Below are 23,812 nucleotides of genomic sequence, written 5' to 3' on the forward strand. Positions count from 1 at the left end.
CCCGAATTTAACGTACCGGCTATCGCACGGTGCGTGCGCGTCGGACGGTCGGACACGCCTACAGGGAGAGGTACGCCTTCAGCTCGAAGGGCGTGACGTGGCTGCGGTAGTTCTCCCACTCCGTGCGCTTGTTGCGCAGGAAGAAGTCGAAGACGTGCTCGCCCAGCGCCTCTGCGACCAGTTCGGAGTTCTCCATCTCGGTGAGCGCGACGCCGAGGCTGCCCGGCAGCTCCTTGTAGCCCATGGCGCGGCGCTCCTCCGGGGTGAGCGTCCAGACGTTGTCCTCGGCCTCGGGCGCCAGCTGGTAGTTCTTCTCGACGCCCCGCAGGCCCGCGGCCAGCAGCACCGCGAAGGCCAGGTAGGGGTTGCACGCCGAGTCGGGGCTGCGCACCTCGATGCGGCGCGACGAGGCCTTGCGCGGCGTGTACATCGGCACCCGCACGAGCGCCGAGCGATTGGCTGCACCCCAGGACGCCGCCGTCGGCGCCTCGCCACCGTGGACGAGCCGCTTGTAGGAGTTCACCCACTGGTTGGTGACGGCGCTGATCTCGGTGGCGTGCTCGAGGATGCCCGCGATGAAGGCCTTGCCGACGTCGGAGAGTTGCAGCGGGTCGTCGGAGCTGTGGAAGGCGTTGGTGTCGCCCTCGAACAGGCTCATGTGGGTGTGCATGGCCGACCCCGGGTACTCGGCGAACGGCTTCGGCATGAACGACGCGCGCACCCCGTCGGCGAGAGCGACCTCCTTCACGACGTACCGGAACGTCATCACGTTGTCGGCCATCGACAGCGCGTCGGCGTAGCGCAGGTCGATCTCCTGCTGCCCGGGCGCGCCCTCGTGGTGGCTGAACTCGACGGAGATGCCCATCTGCTCGAGCGCGTCGATTGCGTGCCTGCGGAAGTTCGGCGCCGAGTCGTGGATCGTCTGGTCGAAGTAGCCGCCGTTGTCGGCGGGCACCGGGGCCATGTCGTCGCCGCCGGGCTTGAGGAGGAAGAACTCGATCTCGGGGTGCACGTAGCAGGAAAAGCCGAGGTCGCTCGCCTTGGCCAGTTGCCGGCGCAGCACGTGCCGCGAGTCCGCCCAGGAGGGCGACCCGTCGGGCATCGTGATGTCGCAGAACATCCGGGCCGAGTGGTTCTTGCCGGCGCTCGTGGTCCACGGCAGGACCTGGAACGTCGAGGGGTCCGGTCGGGCGACCATGTCGGCCTCCGACACCCGGGCGAAGCCCTCGATGGAGGAGCCGTCGAAGCCGATGCCCTCCTCGAACGCGCCCTCGAGTTCGGCGGGCGCGATCGCGACCGACTTGAGATATCCGAGGACGTCGGTGAACCACAGGCGGACGAACCGGATGTCGCGTTCCTCCAGCGTGCGCAGCACGAATTCCTTCTGCCGGTCCATGGGCGAAAGCGTATGCACCGGCTGTTAAATCCGTGTTACGCGCCGGAAACCCATGCCGTTTCGGCCGCGCCGGTCAGCAGCGCAGGCCGGCCGGCGGCAGCGTCGAGTCGACCAGGAACGCGACGACCGCCGGGTCCACGCACGCGTCGCCGTTGAACACCACGGTGTGCTGGGTGCCGTCGAACGTGATCAGGGACGCGTCGAGCTGGCGGGCGAGGTCGACACCCGCCTGGTATGGCGTCGCGGGATCGTGGGTGGTCGAGACGACGACCACCTTCCCGGGCCCGGGCGACGCGACGTCGTGGGGCTGCGAGGTCGGGGGCACCGGCCACATCGAGCAGGGGTCGCGCGGCGCGAATCCGGTGAACTCGCCGTATGCCATGAAGGGCGCCGCCGCGCGGGCCTGTCGGTCGGCGTCCGCCCACACCGCCGGGTCGGTCGGGTACGGCCCGTCGACGCAGCGGATCGCGGTGAACGCGTCCTGCTGGTTCGTGTAGTGGCCGGCCCGGTCGCGTTCCTGGTAGTCGTCGGCGAGGAGCAGCAGGTCGCCCGGGTCGGTGCCGCGGGACAGACCGAGCAGCCCGCTGGTGAGGTACTTCCAGTACCGCTTGGTGTACAGCGCGTTGACCGTGCCGGTGATCGCGTCCTGATAGCTCAGCCCCCGCGGGTCCGAGGTCCGGGCGGCCGCGAACACCAGCGGGTTCACCAGTTGGTGGTAGCGGGCGACGAACTGGCTCGGGTCCTGCCCGAGTGGGCAGTCGGTGGACCGTGCGCAGTCGGCGGCGTAGTCGTCGAATGCCTGCTGGAAGCCGGCGAGTTGTCGGATGTTCTCCGCCACCGGGTCCGAGCCGGGGTCCACCGCGCCGTCGAGGACCATGGCGCGCACGCGTTCGGGATACAGCTCGGCGTACCGGGCGCCCAGTTCCGTGCCGTAGGAGAACCCGAGGTAGTTGATCTGGTTCTCGCCGAGCGCCGAGCGCACGACGTCCATGTCGCGGGCTGCGGACGCGGTGCCGACGTTCGCGAGGAAGCTGCGGCCGGTCTTGTCGAGGCAGCCCTGGATGAGGTTGGCGTAGACCGATTCGATCGCGGCAACGCCGGCCGGGCTGTAGTCCGCCATCGGCTCCCGTCGGTAGGCGTCGAACTCGGCGTCGGTGCGGCAGCGCACCTGCGGCGTCGAGTGCGAGACGCCCCTCGGGTCGAAGCCGACGAGGTCGAACCGGCGGGTGATCTCGGTACCCGACAGGCCGGCGGCCATCCCGGCCACGGTGTCGACGGCCGAGGCGCCCGGTCCGCCCGGGTTCACCATCAGCACGCCGATGCGGTCGGGACCGGTGGCGGGCACCCGGATGACGGCCAACCGGGCCATCGGTCCGGTGGGATCGGCGTAGTCGACGGGCACGTCCACCGCGCCGCACTGTGCCGTCGGGATCGCGGAGAGGTCCCCGACCACCGACGCGCAACTCCCCCAGGACGGTGACTGGCCGTACGCCTGAACCGCTCCACCCTCGGGAGAGGCGGCCGTGGGCGTCGCCGTCACGAGGCCGGCGATCGCCAGCATCGGGATCACGAGCGGTACAGAGATTCGCCTTACCGCCCGCCACATGGCGAACATGTTCGCACGCAACGCGCTTCGCGGCTGCATCCGGCCGCGCGCGGTGACTGCTCGGCAACCGGACGGTGACGCTTCGGTGACCTGCCGGGCCGTCCCGTCAGCGCGCGGTCAGCAGCGCGCGTCGGCGGGCGGCACCGCGCCGTCGACCAGGTACCTGGTGGCGATGTCGTCGACGCACCGGTTGCCCTGGAACACGACGGTGTGCTGGGTGCCGTCGAACGTCAGCAGGGCGCCGCCGAGTTGCTTCGCGAGGTCCACGCCGGCCTGGTACGGCGTCGCCGGATCGTTCGTGGTCGACACGACGAGGGTGGGCGGCAGACCCTGCACCTTCAGCTGGTGCGGCGTCGAGGTCGGCGGGACGGGCCAGAAGGAGCACGTTCCCATCGGTGCGTTGCCGGTGAACTGCCCGTAGCTCATGAACGGGGCCACCTCGCGCGCACGCCTGTCCTGCTCGACGACCTTGGCGCGGTCGGTCACCGGCGGCTCGTCGACGCAGTTGACCGCCACCCGGACGTCGGTCGAGTTGTTGTAGTGCCCCTCCGAGTCACGGCCCATGTAGAGGTCGGCGAGCGCCAGCATGGTGTCGCCACGGCCGGCCCGCATCTCCGACAGTGCCTGGGTGAGGTGGCGCCAGAGGTTCGGCGAGTACAGCGGCAGGATGGTGCCGATCACCGAATCGCTGTAGCTCAGCCCGCGTGGGTCCTTCGTCTTGGCGGGGTTCGCGACGAGCGGGTCGACGAGCGTCTTGTACACCTCGACGGCCTTCGCCGGATCCGTGCCGAGCGGGCAGCTAGGGTTCTTCGCGCAGTCGGCGGCGTAGTCGTTGAAGGCGGTCTGGAACGCCGCGGCCTGCCGGATGTCCGCCTCGAGCGGGTCCGCATTCGGGTCGACGGCACCGTCGAGGATCATCGCCCGGGTCTTGTCGGGGAACTCCTCGGCGTACGCGGCACCGATCCGGGTGCCGTACGAGTAGCCGAGGTAGGTCAGCTTCTCGTCACCGACGGCAGTCCGAATCCCGTCGAGATCCTTTGCGACGCTGACGGTCCCGACGTTGGCCAGGAATTCGTCGCCCATCTTCTCGACGCATCGGTCGACGAAGGCCTTGGTCTCCGACTCGATGTGGGCCACGCCCTCGGGCGTGTAGTCCACCTGCGGGTCGGCGCGCAGCCGGTCGTTGTCCTCGTCGGAGTTGCACCAGACCGCGGGCGTCGACCGTCCGACGCCGCGCGGGTCGAAGCCGACGAGGTCGAACCGCTCGCGCACCTCCGCGGGCATGCCCTCCACGAGCGAGGCCGCTGCCGTGACGCCGGACTCGCCGGGGCCGCCGGGATTGATCACGAGGGATCCGATCTTGTCGCCCGTGGCGGGGAACTTGATCAGCGCGAGCTGCGCGACGTCGCCGTCGGGCTTGGCGTAGTCCACCGGCACCGAGAGCATGCCGCACTGCGCGCTCGACGGCAGTGGCACGTCCGCCGACTCGTCGGTCTCGCACTGCGACCACTGAACCGGCGATCCCGGCGGCGGGGCGCCCATGGTGGCGCGTCCGTCGACCGCCCTGCTGCAGCCGGCCACGACAATCATCACCATGGCGGCCGCGAGGACCCCGCTCTTGAGGTTCATGGCTGCCCATGCTGCCATGGCCCGACATCGACGCAGTTGAGGGCGTACGCGCGCGCCTACTTCGTGGAGGCGACCAGCTCGTCGAGTGCGACCTGGAAGTCGTCGGCCATGTCCCACAGATCGGGCAGCAGGTCGGGGCACGAGATCAGGCCCACGTCGAGTGTTCCGGTCAGGGACATCACCGTGATGTTGAGTCCCGAGCCGTGGAAGATGGGCCCGAGTGGGTACATCGCCTTCACCTGGGCGCCCAGGAAGTACAGCGGCACCTGGGGCCCCGGCACGTTCGAGACCACCAGGTTGTGCACGGGGCGGGCGCCGCTGAGGTTGCTGCGGGCGTACACCCGCATCGCCACCCCGAAGACCGCGGGCGCCGCGAACTGCGCCCAGTCCTGCAGCAGGGTCGCGCCGATTGCCGAACTATGTTGCTTGGCAACCGAATTCGCCTCGGAGATCGCCTTGATCCGCTCGCCTGGGTCCTCGATGTTGGTCTCCAGGCTGGCGAACATGCCCGACACCTGGTTGCGTCCCGGCCGGTCGGACTTGTCGTGCACCGACACGGGCACCATCGCGACGAGCGAGCTGTCGGGCAGTTCGCCGCTGTCGAGCAGGAATCGCCGCAGCACGCCCGACACCAGCGCCATGACGACGTCGTTGACCTTGACGCCGTAGTGGTTCTTCACCATCTTGACGTCGTCGAGGTCCAGCTGGGCGAAGGCCACGTTGCGCCGGCCGGTCACGTTGGCGTTGAACCGCGTCTTGGGCGCATTGAGCGGCGCAGCCATCGACTGGCCGTTTCGGGCTCGTCTGACGGTGTCGACCACGGTGGAGACCGTGGCGGGCAGCACGTTGGCGAACTTCATCGGCCGGGTGGCGAACCGCAGGGCGCCGCCGATCGCGATCTCGAGGTCGGATGCCTGACCGACGCCGGCCACCGGGTCCGGCGGCGGCGGGTCGGGTTCGGTCGCGCACAGCTGCGACATCAGGTTGGCGCCCGTGACCCCGTCGACGCCGGAGTGGTGCACCTTGGTGAGCACCGCGAGGCGGCCCTCGCCCTCCCCCTCACCGCTCGCGAGGTTCTCGATCACCCACATCTCCCACAGCGGCCGGCTGCGGTCGAGCGTCAACGAGGCGATGTGGCCGCAGATCTCGGCCAGTTCGTTGCGACCGCCCGGCGCGGGCAGCCCGATGCGGTGCAGGTGCTTCTCGAGGTCGAAGTCCTTGTCCTCCACCCGAACCGGGTGGTCGAGGTTGAGCCGGTTGTCGGCCAGCTTCTCCCGGAACTCCGGCATCGCCTTGATGCGGATCGCGAGCGCGTCGCGCAGCCGGTCGAAGGAGTAGCCGCCCGGGATGGTGGCGGGGTCGATCTCGAGCACCGAGCAGACGTGCAGCGGCTGCGCGGCGGTTTCGAGGTACAGGAAGCTCGCGTCGAGACCACTCAGCCGTTGCATGTCGCCGATCGTAGGCCCGGGCGGGTGGGCCGGTGTGAGGAAGTCCACTTCACTCGTCGTTCACCTTCGGCGCGGCGAGTGCCACACTGGTGGGGTCAGAACGACCCGGGGACCCGAATGGGCCTCGAGGACGACCCGACCAGTTAGGGACAATGATGTCTGAGCAGACGGTTTACGGTGCTGCCACCGATCCGAACCTCGCCTCCGCGGCCACCAAGCCCCGCACGAAGGTGCGAACGCACCACCTCCTCAAGTGGAAGTCCGAAGGGCACAGGTGGGCGATGCTCACGGCCTACGACTACTCCACCGCACGCGTCTTCGACGACGCAGAGATCCCCGTACTGCTGGTGGGCGACTCGGCCGCCAACGTCGTCTACGGCTACGACACCACGGTGCCGGTGACCATCGACGAACTGATCCCGCTGGTCCGCGGCGTCGTGCGCGGGGCGCCGCACGCGCTGGTGGTGGCCGATCTGCCGTTCGGCAGCTACGAGGCCGGCCCGCAGCAGGCCCTGGAGACCGCGACGCGGTTCATGAAGGAGACCGGCGCGGCGGCGGTCAAGCTCGAGGGCGGTGAGCGCGTCGCCGCTCAGATCGCGACGCTGACCCAGGCCGGCATCCCCGTGGTGGCCCACATCGGCTTCACCCCGCAGAGCGTCAACGGCCTCGGCGGGTTCCGCGTGCAGGGCCGTGGCGACGCCGCCGAGCAGACCGTGCACGACGCGATCGCCGTCGCCGAGGCCGGTGCCATCGCCGTGGTCCTCGAGATGGTGCCCGCCGAACTCGCCACGCAGATCACCGGCAAGCTGACGATCCCCACCGTGGGCATCGGCGCGGGCCCCAACTGCGACGCCCAGGTGCTGGTGTGGCAGGACATGGCGGGCATGACCGCAGGCAGGACCGCGAAGTTCGTGAAGCGCTTCGGCAACGTCGGCGACGAGTTGCGTCGTGCGGCAACGGAATACGCTCAGGACGTCGCGACCGGGGCGTTCCCGGCCGAGGAGCACTCCTTCTAGCGAGCCGCTCAGCCGAAGGTCGGCGCACGCTTTCCGAGGAACGCGGCGATGCCCTCCTGACCGTCGGCGGACCGCGCACAGTCGGCGATGTAGCGCGCCTCGAGTTCCATCTGGCTCTCGATGCCGTTCGAGAACGTGTCGAGCAGCAGGCGCTTCACCGCGGCGTTGGACGTCCGGGACGTCGCGGCCATCTGGCCGGCCAGCTCCTCGGTGCGCGCGCCGAGATCGGCGTCGGGAACGACCTCGGTGAGCAGGCCCCAGTCGAGCGCCTCGGCCGCGGTCAGGGTGCGGTTGGCTAGCATGAGCTGCTGGGTGCGCCGGATGCCGATCAGCCGCGGCAGGTAATAGGACGAACTGCCGTCGGGGCTCAATCCCGCCTTCGTGTAGGCCATCGTGAACTTCGCCGACTCGGCCGCGATCGCCAGGTCGCCGGTGACCGCGAGGCTGAAGCCGGCGCCCGCGGCGGTGCCGTTGACCGAGGTGATCACGACGGCGTCCATCCGCGCGAAGGTGGACAGTGCCCGATGCAGGTCGGCGGCGATGCCCTTCACGAACGTCCCCGCGTCCTCCGCGGCGGCCATGGCCTTGAGGTCGCCGCCGGCGCAGAAGAACCGGCCCGCGCCGGTGATCGTGACGACCTTGGTGGCCGTGGTGTCGCAGAGGGCGGCGGCGACGGCCAGTTCGCGGGTGAGGACGTCGTTCATGCCGTTGGCCGCGTCGGGCCGGTTCAGCACGATGCTGGTGACGGGGCCGGTCTCGGTGAACGTCAGCGTCTCGAATTCGGGCATGCGCAGCACGTTAGCGCACCAGCACTTACGGCCCGTGGGCCATGTGTAACGCCCGCGCCGGCGGCGCCGTCGAGGCCGGACTCCTCACGGCGTCGTCCGTTCACCTCAATGTGGCACCCTGTTCACGGATTTGAGCCCACGTTCCACGCCGACCGAAGGTGAAGATGGCAGCCGACAAGCGCAAGGCGTCCCGCCACACCGAGATCGAACGCAAGTTCGCCGTCACCGGTGACACCGTGTCCCCGTCGTTCCAGGGGCTGTCGGTGATCGGCCGGGTCGACAGGTTGGAGCCGCAGCACCTCGACGCCGTCTACTACGACACCGCGGGCCAGCACCTGGGCGAGCGGCGCGTGACGCTGCGCCGCCGCACGGGTGGGCCGGATGCCGGCTGGCACCTCAAGCTGCCCGCCGGCGCCGACGCCCGCACCGAGGTGCGACTGCCGCTCGATGACGGCGACACCGTGCCCGACGAGCTGCGTGACGTGGTGCTCGCCATCGTCCGTGATCGCGAACTCGCCCCCGTCGCGCGCATCTCGACGGTCCGCACCGTCGACGTCCTGTTCGACCCGTCGGGCTCGCCGGTCGCCGAGTTCTGCGACGACCAGGTGACGGCCTCGGCGGTCGGCGGCGAGGAGCAGGCGTGGCGGGAGTGGGAACTCGAGATCGTCGAGGGCGCCGATCCCGGGCTGCTGGAGCGGCTGGCCAACCGTCTGCTGGACGCCGGCGCCGAACCCGCGGGCCATGGTTCGAAGGTGGGCCGGGTGCTGGCGGCGACGGCACCGGAGCGGCAGTCACCGCCCGACGATCCGGTGCACCGTGCCGTGGCCGAGCAGATCGAGGAACTGCTGGTGTGGGACCGCGCGGTGCGTACCGACGTCTGGGACTCGGTCCATCAGATGCGCGTGACCACCCGCAAGATCCGCAGCCTGGTCAAGGGGTCGGAGGAGTCGTTCGGGCTCAACGACGACGCCTTCGTGCTGGAGGAGCTGAAGGTGCTCGCGGGCGTCCTCGGCGTCGCGCGTGACGCGGAGGTTCTCGCGGAGCGGTACGAGAAGGCGCTCGACGGCCTGCCCGCCGATCTCGTCCGCGGACCCGTCCGGACCCGCCTCATCGACGGCGCCAAGCGGCGCTACGAGACAGGGTGGAAGCGCTCGCTGACCGCGATGCGCTCCGAGCGGTACTTCCGGATGCTCGACGCGCTCGACGCCCTGAAGCTCGCCGAGCCCGCGACCACCGCGAGCGGGGAACCACCACGGCAGGCCACCGTTGAGTCCGCGTACCGCAAGGTGCGCAAGGCCGCGAAGGTCGCGCGGGAGGCGAAGGCCGACCCCGACCTCTCCCCCGAGGAGAAGGACGAGGCGCTGCACCGAATCCGCAAGAGCGCGAAGCGGCTTCGGTACACCGCGGCGGCCACCGGCGCGGCGGACGTCGCGGACGGCGCCAAGGCGATCCAGTCACTGCTCGGCGATCACCAGGACAGCGTCGTCAGCCGCAGGCACCTGCTGCACGAGGCCACCGTCGCGCACGCCGCGGGCGAGGACACGTTCACCTACGGGCTGCTGTTCACCGGCGAGGAGCAGGTCGCGCTGTCCGCGGAGGACCAGCTCGAGGGTGTGCTCAAGGGACTGCGCAAGGCGGTCGGCTGACCTGGCAGTGCGGGGCGGACGAGCTGGCCTGTAAGCCGGATTCTGTTCCCCGTCAACCGTTGCCGGCGACGGGGCGGCGACCATCCATCTGGACACACCGTCACCGGGTGCCTCGAGCGGCCTACCCGCAGGCTCGGGCGAGCAGCCCTCGGACGCCTGCGCAGCCGCAACCAGGTTGCGGCCTCTTGGCCTTGCTTCGGGTGGGGTTTACCTAGCCACTCCGGTCACCCGGAGTGCTGGTGCGCTCTTACCGCACCGTTTCACCCTTACCGTCACCGGCCCGGAAGCCGGTGGCGGCGGTCTGTTCTCTGTGGCACTGTCCCGCGAGTCACCTCGGATTGCCGTTGGCAATCACCCTGCTCTGTGAAGTCCGGACTTTCCTCGAACGCCGGGGCGAACCCGGCGTCCGCGGCCGCCCGGCCAACTCGTCCGCGCCGATCACCGTACTCCGATCGGCGCGCCGGCGGTGTCACCGGCCCGATCGCGCCGACTGTGGGCCTCGTGTACGCATTCCGCCCCGTGTGCGTGCAGGAGCCCCACAGTCGAGGTGGCCGTGGCCGAGCCCCGCGCTCAATCCCGCCGGCGCAGCACGATCACGCCATCGGCGATCGGATACACCCGACCGTCGGGACCGGCGGCGTCGCGGTCGACCGTCGCGGCGTGCAGCTGGTCCCATCGGTCGGCGGGGAGGTCGAGCTGCGCGAGGACCTCGTCGACGGTGTCGAACCGGTGGTCGTGCGGCACCTTCGTGGCCCACGGCGGCACTGCGGCGTGGTCGACGATGACGAGGTGCCCACCCGGCGCCACGGCGGCCGCCGCGTCGCGGAGGATCCGCGGCCGTTCCAGGTGCACCGGCGAGTGCAGGAACTGTGCGGAGACGAGGTCGAACGTGCCCGACGGGAACCCGTCCGACAGGTCGCATCGTTCGACGGCGATCCGATCGGCGACGCCGCGGCGCGACGCCTCCTCGAGGGTGCGCCCGAGGGCGGTCTCGGAGACGTCGACGGCCGTCACGGACCAGCCGTGTTCGGCGAGCCAGACGGCGTCCCCGCCCTCGCCGCAGCCGAGGTCGAGCGCGCGACCCGCCGGAAGAGCTTCCGCGACGGACGCGAGCTGCGCGTTGACCCGGCCGCTCCACACGCGTTCCCGCTCGCCGTAGTGCCGCTCCCAGAACTCCCGAACGGTCGGCACCGGCCACGCCGGCACGGGTAGTCCCACCTCCGCGCCGAGGAGGTGTGCCACGACCGAGGCGCCCGCCAGGCTGCCCGACGCGACGGCCGCCGCCACCTGCGGCATCCGGACGGCCACGTCTCCTGCGGCGAACAGTCTGGGGACCGACGTGCGCTGGAACTCGTCGACCCGCAACGCGTCCGGGGCGAGCGGGGTGGGGCTGGTCTCGGCACCGAGGTGTGCGGCCAGCTCCGAGCGCTGCCGCAGCGTGGTGGCGACCAGGGCGCCGCGCCGCGGCAGCAGCTCGCCGTCGTCGAACTCGACGGCACTCAGTTCGCCGTCGCTCGAGACGAAGCGGGCGACGGCGCGCTCGTCGACGGCGACGCCCGCGGCGGAGAGCCGGGCGCGCTGGTCGTCGTCGAGGCCGTCCGGCGAACCCGCCAGCACGACGACGTCGTCGGTCCAGCCGCGGATCATCAGCGCGGAGTGCACCGCACGGTCGCCCGTCGCGAGCACCGCCACCGGTGCATCACGGACCTCCCAGCCGTGGCAGAACGGGCAGTGGAACACCGAGCGTCCCCACAGCGGCGCGAGTCCGGGGACGTCGGGAGTCTCGTAGACCATCCCGGTGGCGAGCAGCACCGTCCGAGCGCGTTCGGTGGTCCCGTCGGCCAGCTCCAGCGAGAACCCGGGCCGTCCGGCGACGACCTCGCCGCTGCGCACCTCGACCGTCGGGTACGCGGCGAGTTCGGCGCGACCCCGGGCGTACAACTCGGCGGGCGGGCGCCCGTCGAACCCGAGCAGGCCACCGATCCCGTGCGCGGCCGAGTTGCTCGGCACCCCGGCGTCGATCAGCAGCGTGCGTCGCCTCGCCCTGCCGAGGACCAACGCGGCACTCAGCCCCGCGGCACCGCCACCGACGATCACGCAATCCCATTCGCTTCCCATGCCGTCGAGCTTGCCGACGCCTCGGATGAATGCCAAGCTGGTTTGCCATGCAGGCAAGCGACTCCGCGAAGAACGCCGACGACGTCGACCTCCGCGTGCGCCGTCGGCTGCGCGAGATCCGTACCCAGCGCGGGCTGACGCTCGAGGACGTGGCGACCCGCGCCGACATCGACGTCTCCACGCTCAGCCGCCTGGAGTCCGGGAAGCGCAGGCTCGCACTCGATCACCTGCCGCGGCTGGCGTCGGCACTCTCGGTCACCACCGACGAACTGATGCGTGCGCCGGAGGCCGAGGACCCGCGGGTGCGCGGAGCGTCGCACACCGCCCACGGGGTGACGTACTGGCCGCTCACGAGGGGCGGCCCCGCGGGTGGCCTACACGCCTTCAAGATCCGGGTCAGTGCGCGACGGCGCACCCCGCCCGAGGAGTTACCGGTGCACGACGGCCAGGAGTGGCTCTACGTACTGTCGGGCAACCTGCGCCTCGTCCTGGGCGATCGGGACTTCGTCATCAAACCCGGTGAGGCAGCAGAGTTCTCGACGTGGACGCCGCACTGGTTCGGGGTCGTCGACGGGCCGGTCGAGGCCATCGCGTTGTTCGGTCCGCACGGCGAGCGGATGCACGTGCGGACCTGAGCTACAGGTACGACGTCTGGTTGACCAGCCGGACCGAGGACGCCCCGTCGGGATAGAACTCCGCGACCGAGAGCGACGCCAGGTCGAGGTGCAGCCGGTAGAGGATCCCCTCACCGGCGTCGAGCGCCAGCCGCAGCACCGTCTTGATCGGCGTCACGTGGGACACGACGAGCACGGTGGCGTCGCCGTACTCGGCGACGATCCGGTCGCGCGCCCGACGCACGCGGACCGCCACGTCGTCGAAGCTCTCACCACCGGGCGGCGGCAGGCTGGTGTCGCGCAACCACCGCAGGTGCAGTTCGGGGTCCCGTTCGGCGGCCTCGGAGAAGGTCAGGCCCTCCCAGTCACCGAAGTCGGTCTCGATCAGGTCGTCGTCGACCGTCACCTCCAGCCCCAGCGCGCGCGCCGCCGCGTCGGCCGTGATGAGGGCGCGCTGCAGCGGGGAACTGATGACCGCCACGACGTCGTCGCGGTCACCGAGGTAGCGCGCCGCGGCGTCGGCCTGGGCGCGGCCGAGTTCGGTCAGCGGAGGGTTGCCGCGGCCGGAGTAGCGACGCTGGACCGACAGCGCCGTCTGGCCGTGCCGCAACAGCAGGAACCGGGTGGGCGCACCGCTGGCACCCGTCCAACCGGCGGGTGAGGTGCGCACCGCGGTCGACGTCACGACCGGATCGGTGGCGGTCGCGGACTCGTCGACGGGGTTGTCGTCGTCGACGACTATCCCCGCCGCCTCGTCCATGGCCTCGTTCGCCAGCTTGTCGGCGTGCGAGTTCCTCTCCCGCGGGATCCACGAGTACGTGACCCGATCGAATGCCGCGGCGGCCTTCCTCGCCCGCTCGTTGAGCGGGATCATGTCCGGGTGCTTCACCCGCCAGCGACCCGACATCTGCTCGACGACCAGCTTGGAGTCCATCGACACGGCGACCTCGGTGGCCCCGACCGCGGCGGCCGCCTCCAAACCGGCTACGAGGCCACGGTATTCGGCGACGTTGTTGGTGGCGGTGCCGATGGCCTCCTTGCGCTCGGCGAGCACGCCGGCGCGGTCCTGGGACCACACGACGGCACCGTATCCGGCCGGACCGGGGTTGCCGCGCGATCCCCCGTCGGCCTCGACGAGCACCTTCACGCGAACGAACCCGGCTGCCGCAGCAGGATCGCGTTGCACTCCGGGCACCGCAGCACCTCGTCCTCGGGCAGGGCCGACATGCGCGCCATGTCGGAGCGGTCGATCTCGATGCGGCACGCGCCGCACCGCCGGGCCTGCAGCACACCGGCGCCCGGGCCGCCGCCCGACCGCTGACGGTCGTAGGACGCGAGCAGCGCCGCGTCGATCCCGCCGGCGATCTCGGCCCGTCGCTCGAGGGCCTTCTGCCGGGCGACGTCGATGTCGACGAGTGCCTCGTCGCGCGCGGCACGGGCGTCGGCCACCGTCTGCGCCAGGTCGTCGACCCCGCGCTGTTTGACGGCCTGCTGGTCCTGCAATTCCTCGCGGCGCTCCATCACCTCGAGCTGCTCGTCCTCCAGGCTCGCCTGCCTGCGTTCGAGGGTCTCGAGTTCGTGCTGCAGGTCGGTGAGCTGCTTGGCGTTCACGCTCCCGGACTGCAGCATCGACCGGTCCTTGTCCTCGCGCTGGCGCACCGACGCGATCTCGTTCTCGTACTTGGCCACCTCGCCGTCGAGGTCGGCCAGCGAGGTGGCGATCACGGCGACCTCGTCGCGGGCCGCCTCGTGCTCGGCGGCGACGGCGTCGAGCCGCTGCTGCTCGGCGAGGTTCTTCGTACGGTGGTCGAGTCGACCGATCTCGGCGTCGAGTGCCGTCAACTCAACCAGTGCGTGTTGTTGCCAGACGTCTGCCTTCATTGCTCTCCGATGTTCCAGGGGTCGGTACGGATGGAACTCACCCGCACCGGAAGTGCCGTGCCGAAGTGACGCTCGAGGAGGGCGGCGGCCTGCCCGCACCAGGGCTGCTCGCTCGCCCAGTGGGCGACGTCGACGAGTGCGACGTCGGAGGCGCGCCGGTGTTCGTCCGCGGGATGGTGGCGCAGGTCCGCGGTGAGGTACGCCTGGACGCCCGCGGCGTCGGCCGCGTCCAGCAGCGAGTCCCCTGCGCCACCGCAGACCGCCACCCGGGACACCAGTGCGTCGGGGTCGCCCGCGGCGCGCACCCCCCAGGTGGTGGCGGGCAGCGCCGCGGCCACGCGGGCCACGAACGCCGACAGCGGTTGCGGCTGCGGGAGCGCGCCGACCCTGCCGATGCCGGTACCGGTCGGCAGTGGTGCGAGGGCGACGACGTCGAAGGCCGGCTCCTCGTAGGGGTGGGCGGCGCGCATGGCAGCGAGCACCTCCGTGCGCAGGCCGGCCGGGGCGATGACCTCGATGCGGCGTTCGGCGACGCGTTCGACCTCGCCGACGGCGCCGATCGCGGGCGACGCGCCGTCGTGCGGCAGGAACTGGCCCGTGCCCTCGACGGTCCAGCAGCAGTGCGAGTAGTCACCGATCCGGCCCGCACCCGCCGCGAAGACCGCGTCCCGCACGGCGTCGGCCGCACCGTCGGGGACGAAGAGCACCCACTTGTCGAGCCGCCGGCCGTCTGATTCCCGGTCCAGCACGCCTTCGACCACCAGCCCCAGCGCCTCGGCGAGGGCGTCGGAGACCCCGGGCGCCGCGGCGTCGGCGTTCGTGTGCGCGGTGAAGAGCGCACTGCCCCAACGGATCAGGCGGTGCAGCAGCCTGCCCTTCGGGGTATCGGCCGATACGGTGTCGACGCCCCGCAGCAGGAGCGGATGGTGCGCGAGCAACAGGCTGCGCTTTGGGACGTCGGCGACGACGGCGGGTGTCGCGTCCACCGCGACCACGACGGAGTCGACCGGTTCGTCGGGGTCGCCGCAGACGAGTCCTACCGAGTCCCATTCCTGGGCCAGAGAGGGTGGGTAGGCGGCGTCGAGCACGTCGATGACGTCGGCCAGCCGCACGCTCATCGGACGCCCTCGCTCGGGCGTCGACCGTGCTCGTGCCCCGTCGCACGCCTCTGCCTTGCCACAGCACGACCCTAGTCGGCGACAATGGACGGGTGGCCCCCCAGTTGGTGATCTTCGACCTCGACGGGACGCTGACCGATTCGGCCGGCGGCATCGTGTCGAGCTTCCGCCATGCCCTCGACGAGATCGGCGCCGACGTGCCCGACGGCGACCTCGCGGCGCTGGTCGTCGGCCCTCCGATGCACGTCACGCTGTCGGGCATGGGGCTGGGCGACCGCGCCGCCGAGGCGTTCGCGGCGTACCGCGCCGACTACACGACCCGCGGCTGGTCGATCAACGGCGTCTACGAGGGCATCCCCGACCTGCTCGCCGACCTGCGGGCCAACGGCGTTCGGCTCGCGGTAGCCACCAGCAAGTCCGAGCCGATGGCGCGCCGCATCATCGAGCACTTCGGTCTCGACGTGCACTTCGAGGTCATCGCCGGCGCCAGCGTGGACGGCGTGCGCTCCTCCAAGGCCGACGTCCTCGCCCACGCGCTGGCGCAGCTGGGTCCCCTGCCCGAGCGGGTGCTGATGGTCGGTGACCGCGACCACGACGTGATGGGCGCCGCCGCGCACGGCATCGACACCGTGGTCGTGGGGTGGGGTTACGGATCGGGCGACTTCGACCATCCGGATGCGATGCAACCCGCGGGCCGGGTCTCGACGGTCGACGACCTGCGCGAGGTCCTCGGTGTCTGAGGCTGCGCTGCACGTGACGTTCGTGTGCTCGGGCAACATCTGTCGCTCCCCGATGGCCGAGAAGATGTTCGCCCACCAGATCGACGAGCGCGGGCTGTCCGGCGTGGTCCGCACGTCCAGCGCGGGCACCGGCGGCTGGCACGCGGGCGACGCCGCGGACCACCGTGCGGTCCGGGTGCTGACCGACCGCGGCTATCCGTCCGACCACAGCGCCGCCCAACTCGACGACGACCACCTGGGCGCCGACCTCGTCGTCGCGATGGGGCGCAACCACACCCTCATCCTGCGCGACCTCGGGGTGCCGCCCGAGCGGCTGCGGATGCTGCGGTCGTTCCACCCCCGCTCGCCCGCCCACCCGGACGACGTCGAGGATCCCTACTACGGCACGCACGCCGACTTCGAGGACGTCTTCACGGTGATCGAGACCTCGCTGCCCGGGTTGCATGCCTGGGTCGACGAACGGCTCGCCGGTCGCGAGGCCGCCTCGTGAAGAGGTTCGCGTTCCTCCTCCGACCCCAGTGGCTGGCGCTCTACGTCGTCGTCATCGGCTTCGCCTACCTGTGCTTCACGGTGCTCGCACCGTGGCAGCTCGGCAAGAACACCAAGACCACCCGTGAGAACGCCCAGATCTCGGCATCGCTGACCGCCGACCCGGTGCCGGTCACCTCCGTTCTGCCACAGCAGGATTCGGCCGCTCCAGACGACGCCTGGAAACGGGTGACCGCGACGGGCAGGTACCAGCCGGAACGTCAGGTGCTGGCCCGGCTGCGCTCCATCGACGGCGAGCCCGCGTTCGAGGTGCTGGTGCCCTTCGCCGTCGACGGCGGTCCCACCGTGCTGGTCGACCGCGGGTACGTGAAGCCCGAGGAGGGCAACGAGGTGCCGGACATCGCGCCTGCGCCCACCGGCACCGTCGAACTCACCGCACGGGTCCGCGACTCGGAGCTGCTGGCGCAGAACAAGGTGCCGTTCCGCGCGGACGGCCAACTGCAGGTGTACTCGATCAACACGGCGCAGATCGCCGACGTCACCGGCACGCCACTGACGGGGTCGTATCTGCAGCTGGTCGAGGATCAGCCCGGTGGGCTCGGCGTCATCCCGCTCCCCCACCTGGACTCCGGGCCGTTCCTGTCCTACGGCATCCAGTGGATCGCGTTCGGCATCGTGGCCCCCGTCGGCGTGGGGTACTTCGTCCTGGCCGAGTACAAGCAGCGCCGACGCGAGAAGGCCGATCGCCCCGGGGTTTCGACGTCGACGGCGGACCCCCGCGATCCACCGCCGCCCCTCACCGCCGACGAGAAGATGGCCGACCGCTACGGCCGCCGCGGCTGATCGGTCCGACGGCCAGGACCGCGATCGCCACCACGGCGGCCGCGGCCTGCACCGCGCGGGACAGCCGCACCGAGCGCCGGAGGTCCGCCACGTCGGGATCGCGGCCGTGCCCGAGGGTGGGGCGGATCTCGAGTCCGTGCGCGTACTGGGTGGCGCCCCCGAGCGTCACGCCGAGCGCACCCGCGAAGGACGCTTCGACGACGCCCGCGTTGGGGCTCGGGTGCCGCCGCGCGTCACGCCGCCAGGCGCCGAGTGCGCCGCGCGCCGACCCGCCGACGACGGGTGCGCACGCCGCGACCAGGCATCCCGCCACGCGGGCAGCCGGGTAGTTGAGCACGTCATCCGATCGTGCTGCGGCCCAACCGAATCGGAGATACCTGGGCGACTTGTGCCCGATCATCGCGTCGAGCGTGTTGGCCGCCCGGTAGACGATCAGACCCGGGGCACCGGCCACTGCACCCCAGAACAGGGGCGCAACCGTGGCGTCGGAGGTGTTCTCGGCCATCGATTCCAGCGCCGCACGGGTGATCCCCGCGGCGTCGAGCGAGGCCGGGTCGCGTCCGCACAGTGACGGCAGCAGGTCGCGCGCACCGGCGAGGTCGGTCCCGCCGACGCGGTCGGACATCTCCGCACCCGTACGGGCGAGCGAGGTGCCACCGAGGACGGTGAAGGTCGCCAGTCCGGTCAGCAGCGCCGTCCACTGCGGGCCGCGGCGGGCTGCGGCCCGGTCGGCAGCGACGGTGGCGCCGAGGAGCGCGCCGACCAGGATCGCCACGTGCGCGGCGCCGGCGTCCCGGCGGTTCGCGTAGGTCAGACGCTCCAGCGCCGCGGCGGTGCGGCCGAACAGCGCGACGGGATGCCCTCGACGGGGATCGCCGAACGCCGCGTCGGCCAGGTATCCGAGCGCCACGCCGGTGGCGCGACCGGGACTTCGCTGACCGAGCACCTCGGCAGCGTCTCACGAGGCCGGTCTCGGGTCAGGGCACGACCCCGTGTCCGCACTGCGACTTCAGCGGCGGAGCCTCCTTCAGCAGGGTGCCGAGGTCGAGCGACCGGTCCACGCTGCGGAGCGCCTCGACGGACGGCAGCGACAGGCGCACGTCGACGACGTAGGCACCCTCGCCCGTCGCGTTGAGGCAACTGAGCCCGACTCGCTCACCCGCCCCGGCGCCGAATCGCTCGTCGATGCGCGCGCGGACGGCGCTCACGGGAAGCTGTCCGCCCGCGGCGTCCCGGAACACCGGGTCCAGCGTCTGCCGAACCTGGGCGGCCAGCGCGAGGGCGTCGCCGAAGAAGGCGTCGGGTGTCACCCCTGAGCAGGTCCCGTGGGCGTACCACTCGTGCAGGGCGAGGTGGGACGAGTCCGCCATCGTCGACTTCAAGCCCGCGCGCACCTCATCGGACAGGTCCACCGGCGGCACATCGCCGCGACTCCTCGACGCCGCCTCCTTGACGTGTTGCGGCACACCGCAATACTGGTTCTCGCGCGGTTGCGGCCACAACCCGTGCAGGATGAGTGTCTGCTCCATGCCCGAGAGTTCGCCCGACTGGCAGCCGGCGTTGGCGGGCTGTGCCTTGCAGAAGCTGGGACTCCACGTCATCACCAACCAACTCGAGTCCGAGCCGTTGTCGGAGACGAGCGTCGAACGGTCTCCGTCGAACACCAGCAAACTGAACGCGACCGCTGCGGCGACCACGGCGGTGAGGATCGCGGTCAGGGAAAATACGGTAACGTCGCCTCGCTGCATGCGGCATCCTCGTGGACTGGGTGGGACGGGCGTCACGGACGCCTTCCACGCAGCCTCCCACAGCGTCGCGTCGCCGCTCGTGAGATCACCGGCGGAGGTCTCGGGTGAACGCTGGAGGGGATGCTGGTGAACGAGATCGACCGGTGGTTCGACCGCACCCGGCGCCGCGAGAACCGAACGGTCTCGCTCTACGCGTGCTTGCTCACCGGGAGGATGTCCGCGTACTTCCGTTACCGCCTCCGCTACCTGCTCGTCGTCGACGGAACGAACTTCGCCGTTCACGTCGCCGAATTCTTGATCATCCTCGCGACTCTCGGGGGTCTAGCCGCCTACACGGTCATGATCCTGCGGGTGGGCAGCCTGCTCGTCAGCGGTGCCTGGTGGGGTCTGCTGGAGGTGATGCGCGAGCGCGTGCGCGGGCTCTCGGAGTCTGCGGACAGAGACGGTATCGAACGCGAGATCGGCGCGTGGCTGGTCTTGTCCGTGATCGCCGCGGCGATGGTGACGTTGGCCGGCGCGCTGGTCCTGAGCGCGCTCCTGCCGGAGGACGGCGACACGATCGGGCATGTCTACGCATTCCTCATCGTCATCGAGTTGGCGATGAGAATGCCCGTGCGCGTGCTGCATTCCGGCATGTTCGCCACCCGCCGCGTCTACCGCCCGCTGTGGACACTCTTCGCCCCGACCGTCGTCCAACTGGTGATCATCGGTGGCGGCGTGCTGTTCTTCCCGACGGCCGCGGTCGTCGTCGCCATCATCGCGTCCAACGCCCTGTCCATCTGGATCACCGTCACCTTCGCCGTCCGTCTCTACCGTCTCGCGGGTCTGTGGCCCAACCTCCGCCCGGCCGGCCGGCACCGGATCTCGCTACCGTCGATCCCCGTCCGATTGGGCATCGAGACGACGCTGGCCGGGGTCGGACTGCGTCTCGATGCGGTCGCCGTCCTCGCCATCGCCGGCATCTACGGCACGACAACCCGAGCGTTCGACCTCACCGCAGGCATCCAGACCTGGCGCGAGATCGACGCCTTCCAATTCTTCTACCTCGCACTGCCTTTGTTCCGGGGGGCCTACGAGGCGACGAGCGTGTTCTACTTCGACTTCGTCCGGCTCAGACGGCTTCCGGCGCTGCGGGAGTACCGGGTCTGGTTCTTCCACAGACTGCTGTGGATCACCCCTGTCGTGACCCTCTACTTCTGGGGACTGGCAGCCGTACTGGGAACGTGGGTGCTCCCCGACATACCGTTCTCGTTCCTCCTCGCTCTGCTTCCGCTGTTCGTCGTGCGAAGCTTCATCGGCACCTATCAGATCCGCCTGTTCGCCGAGGGCCGCTTCAACAGCCTGAACGCCACCACCGCGCTCACCGCAGTCCTGTTCGCGCTCGTGTGGCTCGATCCCGACCCCGCGTCCGATCTCCTCGAACTGACCGCCGCGATGCTCGTGCTGCTCATCGTCCACATGAACGTCCAGCACTTTCACGACAGGGTGCCGTCACGTCCCACGCAGTTGCCGCTGGGCGACTGGATTCGGGCGCTCGCCGCCGAGCCCGGTCCCGTGTACGCGGGAACGGTCGACGTGCCCGAGTGGATTCCCACGCGACAGCGGTCGGCAGCCCTGCGCCTCGTGCGGGAACAATTGCGCCACAATGGATGTCTGGCATTCCACTCCCCGACCTCACTGGTCTTCTTCGAGCGGGCGTCCGGCGGCGACGCACCGGGCCACCTACATCTGACCCTGCAGGCGGCAACCGGAGGAGCAGTGAATCGTGGACGCCGGTGGCCCGATCCCGCCGACGACGGGCACGCGGCTCTCGACCGCATCATCCACGACAGGTGGCTCAAGCCCGTCGACGCCGCGCCCGCCCCGCCGGTCAGTCCGGCTCTCCTGCGGCCGGGGTTTCTCGCCATCTTCCCGGACGGCTTCGTGGCCGACCTCCACACCCGAGCCGGCAGGCGCGACATGCGGAACCTGGATCCCGACCTCCTCGTGGCACTCCTGCCGAAGGCGGTCCGGAGCCTCGACGACGACGCGCTGGTGATCCAGGTGGCCGGGCGGTGGCTGTCGGCGATCTTCCATCAGAACAGGGTGCAGATGGTCTTCCTGCTGCCGCCGGATCCCGCTCCCGAACGGTTTGCGCAGTGGCTGCGGACACTGAAGTCGTGGCGGCTGGGCGGGCGCCCCACCGAAGGCGCCGTCCATGCTCGATGAACCGGTCGACGTCGGACGGAAGCTGGTCGACCCGAGGACCTACGAGGACACGATCCTGCGGATCTACTCGAAACGCAGCGAACGCGGACTGGGCTTCAACGACGTCTCCGACGGCGTCACCTACCTCGACGCAGCCGCAGACCGGCGTGCACTCTCCCGCGCCATCGCCCGCAGCATCGCCGACGGCAGCTACCGTCCGCAGCCGGTCGACCTCTGGTTCCTCGAGACCAACGGCAAGAGACGGGCCGCCCACCAACCGGCATTCATCGATCACGTCGTCGGCTCGACGCTGTTCAAGCTCCTGACCCACAACGCCCGCTGCTACGGCCTGCCGGGTGTCTACTCGTATCTGCCGGGCCTGACGAACCTCGGCGCCATGCGAGCGTTCGCCCGGTTCGTGCGGTCCCATCGTGAGCCGGGCAACCGGGCGTCCGGTCCGCTCTACGTCCTGCAGTCCGACTTCGAGAAGTACGGCGACAACCTGCCCGTCGGTCCAGGCGCGGCGCTGTGGCGAACGGTGCGCGAGGTGGCGTCGCTGGGCAGCGCCGAGGGCGACATCGACTCTCGCAGTTGGGATCTCATCACGGATCTGATCCGTCCGGTGGTGCGGGACGCCGACGGCGCCGAATTCACCCGGGTGAACGGAATCGCCATGGGAACCCCGCTCGTACCCTTGCTCGGCAACCTGGCGGTGGTGCCCATGGACCGGGCCGTCGCGGACGTCGACGGCATCTTCTACGTTCGATACAACGACGACTTCATCCTGGCCCACCCGGACCTCGACGCCATCCTCGAGGCCGATCGACGCATCGAAGGACTCACCGGCGGTCTGGGTGTGCGCCGCAAACTGTCCAAGGAGCTGCGCACGGCGTTGAGCGGACATGGCAGGCCCGACACCGTCGACCCGGCCTACCTCGGTCGCGACCGCATCGACTGTCTCGGGCTGTCCGTCACCCATGCCGGCACGGTGACGCTGGGGCCACACCGACTGCGCCGCTTCGTCGGTCGCATCGCCACCCGGATCGACGGCGCAACGCCCGCCCTGGCCTCCCTCCCGGTGGACCAGCGGGCCCGCCACCTCGTGGCGGCCACCAACGTGATGCTCGACCTGGCCAGCCCCTTCTCGGTCGCCGGTCTGCCCGCGCTGCTCGACGCGACCACCGACCGTGGGACGCTGAAGGACCTCGACTACCGCATCGCCCGCAAGATCGCGCAGGCGGCGACGGGGCGATCGGGGGTGCGGGGTTTCCGCGACGTGCCGCCGGCGGCGCTGTACCGCGACATGGGGTTGACGTCGCTGGTGGGGCTGCGCAACCGGCAATGATCCTTGCCGGAGCCAGCCCGTCCGGTTACTGTCGGCGCCGGCGCGGATCCCGTCGCAAGACGGTTTCTCCGATGGACCACAGAGGTTGCGGCTTTCGGTCCCTCTTTTTAGGCGTTTATGCCCGCGCCGCCCACTTCTGATGCCTCGGTCCCGACGTTCCTGCCTGACGGTGGGCGCGGAGGGTTTCGAACCCCCGACGGCTGCCCGATAAATGTCCGCGTGAGAGTCTCTGAAGTCAAACCAAATCATTTGAGGTCACCGAAATTAACTGTATCTGGACGCAGAATCTGGGCAGAATGTAAGCGAACCGCGCGCGTCCTCCGGAGGATCGTCAGAACAATCGCCAAGACCGTCGGCCGGAGTCCTTCACGGGCTGGCCGGCTGCCTGTCCACGCTTAATCGCGACCGTGCGAATCGGTGAAGTGGGACACCACGAACTCGACGTTTGGCGTCAGCCCCGCCTCGCGCGGAGCATTAGCCGAGGAGTGGGCTCATCCGGCTTTGAGACCGGCATCAGCAGGACGTTCGTATAAATACTGTCTTGAACTTCAACCAACTTGGCCGTCTGCGTCGCGCTTCTAATCACCAAGTTTGAACACGGGAGCAGAGCTGAAAAAATTTGGCACGCCAATGTCATCCTCAGCAAGCGGATCATCGTGTCGTTCGATGTGCTCAACGACCATTAGACGGGCTTGGTCAGCTTCGTTTGCGAGACGCTCGTCCTGCCCGGCACGGCACTCTCTTGCCGCGAACAGAAGTGCCGCGAGCGCCCCAAGCGTACCTACAGTCGACACCCACTTGGCCAGACTTCCGACGGTGAGCGATCCCTGCAAGTGCAGCACCACGGGCAGGACGCCGATCACGACGAGAAGGGCTAGAACTGCGATGACGATCGGTATGTTGCCTGCTTGCCGTTGCCAATGCTCCCACACAGCGACGAACGGTAACGCCGACCGGCGTACGAATCTGCCCGAAACGCCGGTCACTCCTGCGACTCTGCACACCACGACTAAGTACAACGGCACGAAACCCGTTCCGGCAGAAATCAACAGACAAGCGCTCCGTGCCTTCGATGAGTTGTTAGCCACTATCGGACGCAAACTTCAGTTGTCGCTTGCAACCAAGGACTGGCGCGCCACCCTGGCTGTGATACACGATGCCGCACGCTGGCAGCAGGTTAGAACTCGATACCGAGCAGAC

The 23,812-nt window shown here is 70.0% G+C and carries 20 protein-coding genes and 1 other RNA gene; 8 read left to right on the top strand and 13 right to left on the bottom strand.

Annotated features, from left to right (window positions below):
* Positions 1–58: 58 nt before the first annotated feature.
* The 4 genes from G6N64_RS23245 to G6N64_RS23260 form a co-directional block, all read right to left on the bottom strand.
* Entirely contained in the window at positions 59–1,396 is a 1,338-nt protein-coding gene (locus G6N64_RS23245) for a glutamine synthetase family protein (RefSeq protein WP_163800190.1), read from the bottom strand.
* A 73-nt stretch (positions 1,397–1,469) separates the two neighbouring features.
* Positions 1,470–3,011, bottom strand: a complete 1,542-nt coding sequence (locus G6N64_RS23250) for an alpha/beta hydrolase (RefSeq protein ID WP_163800192.1) — start codon at positions 3,009–3,011, stop codon at positions 1,470–1,472.
* Positions 3,012–3,119: 108 nt separating this feature from the next.
* On the bottom strand, positions 3,120–4,631 hold the full coding sequence (locus tag G6N64_RS23255) for an alpha/beta hydrolase (RefSeq protein ID WP_174266872.1): 1,512 nt from the start codon (positions 4,629–4,631) through the stop codon (positions 3,120–3,122).
* A gap of 56 nt (positions 4,632–4,687) precedes the next feature.
* On the bottom strand, positions 4,688–6,079 hold the full coding sequence (locus G6N64_RS23260) for a WS/DGAT/MGAT family O-acyltransferase (RefSeq protein WP_163800197.1): 1,392 nt from the start codon (positions 6,077–6,079) through the stop codon (positions 4,688–4,690).
* A 155-nt stretch (positions 6,080–6,234) separates the two neighbouring features.
* Here G6N64_RS23260 and panB point away from each other — a divergent pair, with 155 nt between their 5' ends.
* On the top strand, positions 6,235–7,095 hold the full coding sequence (gene panB, locus G6N64_RS23265; protein WP_163800199.1) for a 3-methyl-2-oxobutanoate hydroxymethyltransferase: 861 nt from the start codon (positions 6,235–6,237) through the stop codon (positions 7,093–7,095).
* A gap of 8 nt (positions 7,096–7,103) precedes the next feature.
* Here the strand turns inward: panB and G6N64_RS23270 are convergent, their stop codons facing one another.
* Complete coding sequence (locus tag G6N64_RS23270) at positions 7,104–7,883, bottom strand: enoyl-CoA hydratase/isomerase family protein (RefSeq protein WP_163800201.1); 780 nt, start codon at positions 7,881–7,883, stop codon at positions 7,104–7,106.
* 164 nt (positions 7,884–8,047) lie between these two features.
* Between G6N64_RS23270 and G6N64_RS23275 the strand changes: the two genes are divergently transcribed.
* A complete protein-coding gene (locus G6N64_RS23275) occupies positions 8,048–9,529 on the top strand; it encodes a CYTH and CHAD domain-containing protein (RefSeq protein ID WP_163800204.1) in 1,482 nt (493 codons plus the stop codon).
* 15 nt (positions 9,530–9,544) lie between these two features.
* On the opposite strand, the gene rnpB is transcribed toward G6N64_RS23275, so the two are convergent.
* Both rnpB and G6N64_RS30645 read right to left on the bottom strand, forming a co-directional pair.
* Positions 9,545–9,957, bottom strand: an RNA gene (gene rnpB, locus G6N64_RS23280) — RNase P RNA component class A.
* A 142-nt stretch (positions 9,958–10,099) separates the two neighbouring features.
* Positions 10,100–11,683, bottom strand: coding sequence for an FAD-dependent oxidoreductase (locus G6N64_RS30645; RefSeq protein ID WP_308206624.1), 1,584 nt, complete (start codon positions 11,681–11,683; stop codon positions 10,100–10,102).
* 11 nt (positions 11,684–11,694) lie between these two features.
* Between G6N64_RS30645 and G6N64_RS23290 the strand changes: the two genes are divergently transcribed.
* Positions 11,695–12,282 carry a type II toxin-antitoxin system RelB family anti-toxin gene (locus tag G6N64_RS23290; RefSeq protein ID WP_163800205.1) on the top strand — a complete coding sequence of 196 codons (588 nt, stop codon included), beginning with the start codon at positions 11,695–11,697 and terminating at the stop codon, positions 12,280–12,282.
* Between the two features lies 1 nt (position 12,283).
* Here the strand turns inward: G6N64_RS23290 and G6N64_RS23295 are convergent, their stop codons facing one another.
* From G6N64_RS23295 to G6N64_RS23305, 3 genes are read right to left on the bottom strand one after another with little or no spacing between them, the layout of a single operon-like run.
* Positions 12,284–13,408, bottom strand: a complete 1,125-nt coding sequence (locus G6N64_RS23295) for a bifunctional RNase H/acid phosphatase (protein ID WP_163802057.1) — start codon at positions 13,406–13,408, stop codon at positions 12,284–12,286.
* Positions 13,405–14,142: a zinc ribbon domain-containing protein gene (locus tag G6N64_RS23300; RefSeq protein WP_163800208.1), complete on the bottom strand. Its 738-nt coding sequence runs from the start codon at positions 14,140–14,142 to the stop codon at positions 13,405–13,407. Before G6N64_RS23300 ends, G6N64_RS23295 begins: the two co-directional genes overlap by 4 nt.
* A complete protein-coding gene (locus tag G6N64_RS23305; RefSeq protein ID WP_163800216.1) occupies positions 14,139–15,260 on the bottom strand; it encodes a Nif3-like dinuclear metal center hexameric protein in 1,122 nt (373 codons plus the stop codon). Before G6N64_RS23305 ends, G6N64_RS23300 begins: the two co-directional genes overlap by 4 nt.
* A 92-nt stretch (positions 15,261–15,352) precedes the next feature.
* Between G6N64_RS23305 and G6N64_RS23310 the strand changes: the two genes are divergently transcribed.
* Genes G6N64_RS23310 through G6N64_RS23320 form a run of 3 tightly spaced genes read left to right on the top strand, consistent with a single transcriptional unit; the run spans position 15,353 to position 17,332 of the window.
* Positions 15,353–16,000: an HAD-IA family hydrolase gene (locus tag G6N64_RS23310; RefSeq protein ID WP_163800219.1), complete on the top strand. Its 648-nt coding sequence runs from the start codon at positions 15,353–15,355 to the stop codon at positions 15,998–16,000.
* Entirely contained in the window at positions 15,993–16,490 is a 498-nt protein-coding gene (locus G6N64_RS23315) for a low molecular weight protein-tyrosine-phosphatase (RefSeq protein WP_163800221.1), read from the top strand. The genes G6N64_RS23310 and G6N64_RS23315 overlap by 8 nt, the downstream gene beginning before the upstream one ends.
* The gene (locus G6N64_RS23320) at positions 16,487–17,332 is read left to right on the top strand and encodes an SURF1 family cytochrome oxidase biogenesis protein (RefSeq protein WP_163800223.1); all 846 of its coding nucleotides are present in this window, start codon (positions 16,487–16,489) and stop codon (positions 17,330–17,332) included. The genes G6N64_RS23315 and G6N64_RS23320 overlap by 4 nt, the downstream gene beginning before the upstream one ends.
* Here G6N64_RS23320 and G6N64_RS23325 read toward each other — a convergent pair.
* Positions 17,286–18,278, bottom strand: a complete 993-nt coding sequence (locus G6N64_RS23325; RefSeq protein WP_163800224.1) for a cobalamin biosynthesis protein — start codon at positions 18,276–18,278, stop codon at positions 17,286–17,288. The genes G6N64_RS23320 and G6N64_RS23325 overlap by 47 nt on opposite strands.
* 31 nt (positions 18,279–18,309) lie before the next feature.
* On the bottom strand, positions 18,310–19,080 hold the full coding sequence (locus G6N64_RS23330; protein WP_163800225.1) for a ribonuclease T2 family protein: 771 nt from the start codon (positions 19,078–19,080) through the stop codon (positions 18,310–18,312).
* A 126-nt stretch (positions 19,081–19,206) separates the two neighbouring features.
* Between G6N64_RS23330 and G6N64_RS23335 the strand changes: the two genes are divergently transcribed.
* Both G6N64_RS23335 and G6N64_RS23340 read left to right on the top strand, forming a co-directional pair.
* Entirely contained in the window at positions 19,207–21,288 is a 2,082-nt protein-coding gene (locus G6N64_RS23335; protein ID WP_163800226.1) for a hypothetical protein, read from the top strand.
* Positions 21,278–22,612: a reverse transcriptase family protein gene (locus G6N64_RS23340; RefSeq protein WP_163800227.1), complete on the top strand. Its 1,335-nt coding sequence runs from the start codon at positions 21,278–21,280 to the stop codon at positions 22,610–22,612. Before G6N64_RS23335 ends, G6N64_RS23340 begins: the two co-directional genes overlap by 11 nt.
* A 578-nt stretch (positions 22,613–23,190) precedes the next feature.
* On the opposite strand, the gene G6N64_RS23345 is transcribed toward G6N64_RS23340, so the two are convergent.
* Positions 23,191–23,598, bottom strand: a complete 408-nt coding sequence (locus G6N64_RS23345; protein ID WP_163800228.1) for a hypothetical protein — start codon at positions 23,596–23,598, stop codon at positions 23,191–23,193.
* Positions 23,599–23,812: the final 214 nt, after the last annotated feature.

Source organism: Mycolicibacterium sediminis, from assembly GCF_010731735.1.
Classification (GTDB): domain Bacteria; phylum Actinomycetota; class Actinomycetes; order Mycobacteriales; family Mycobacteriaceae; genus Mycobacterium; species Mycobacterium sediminis.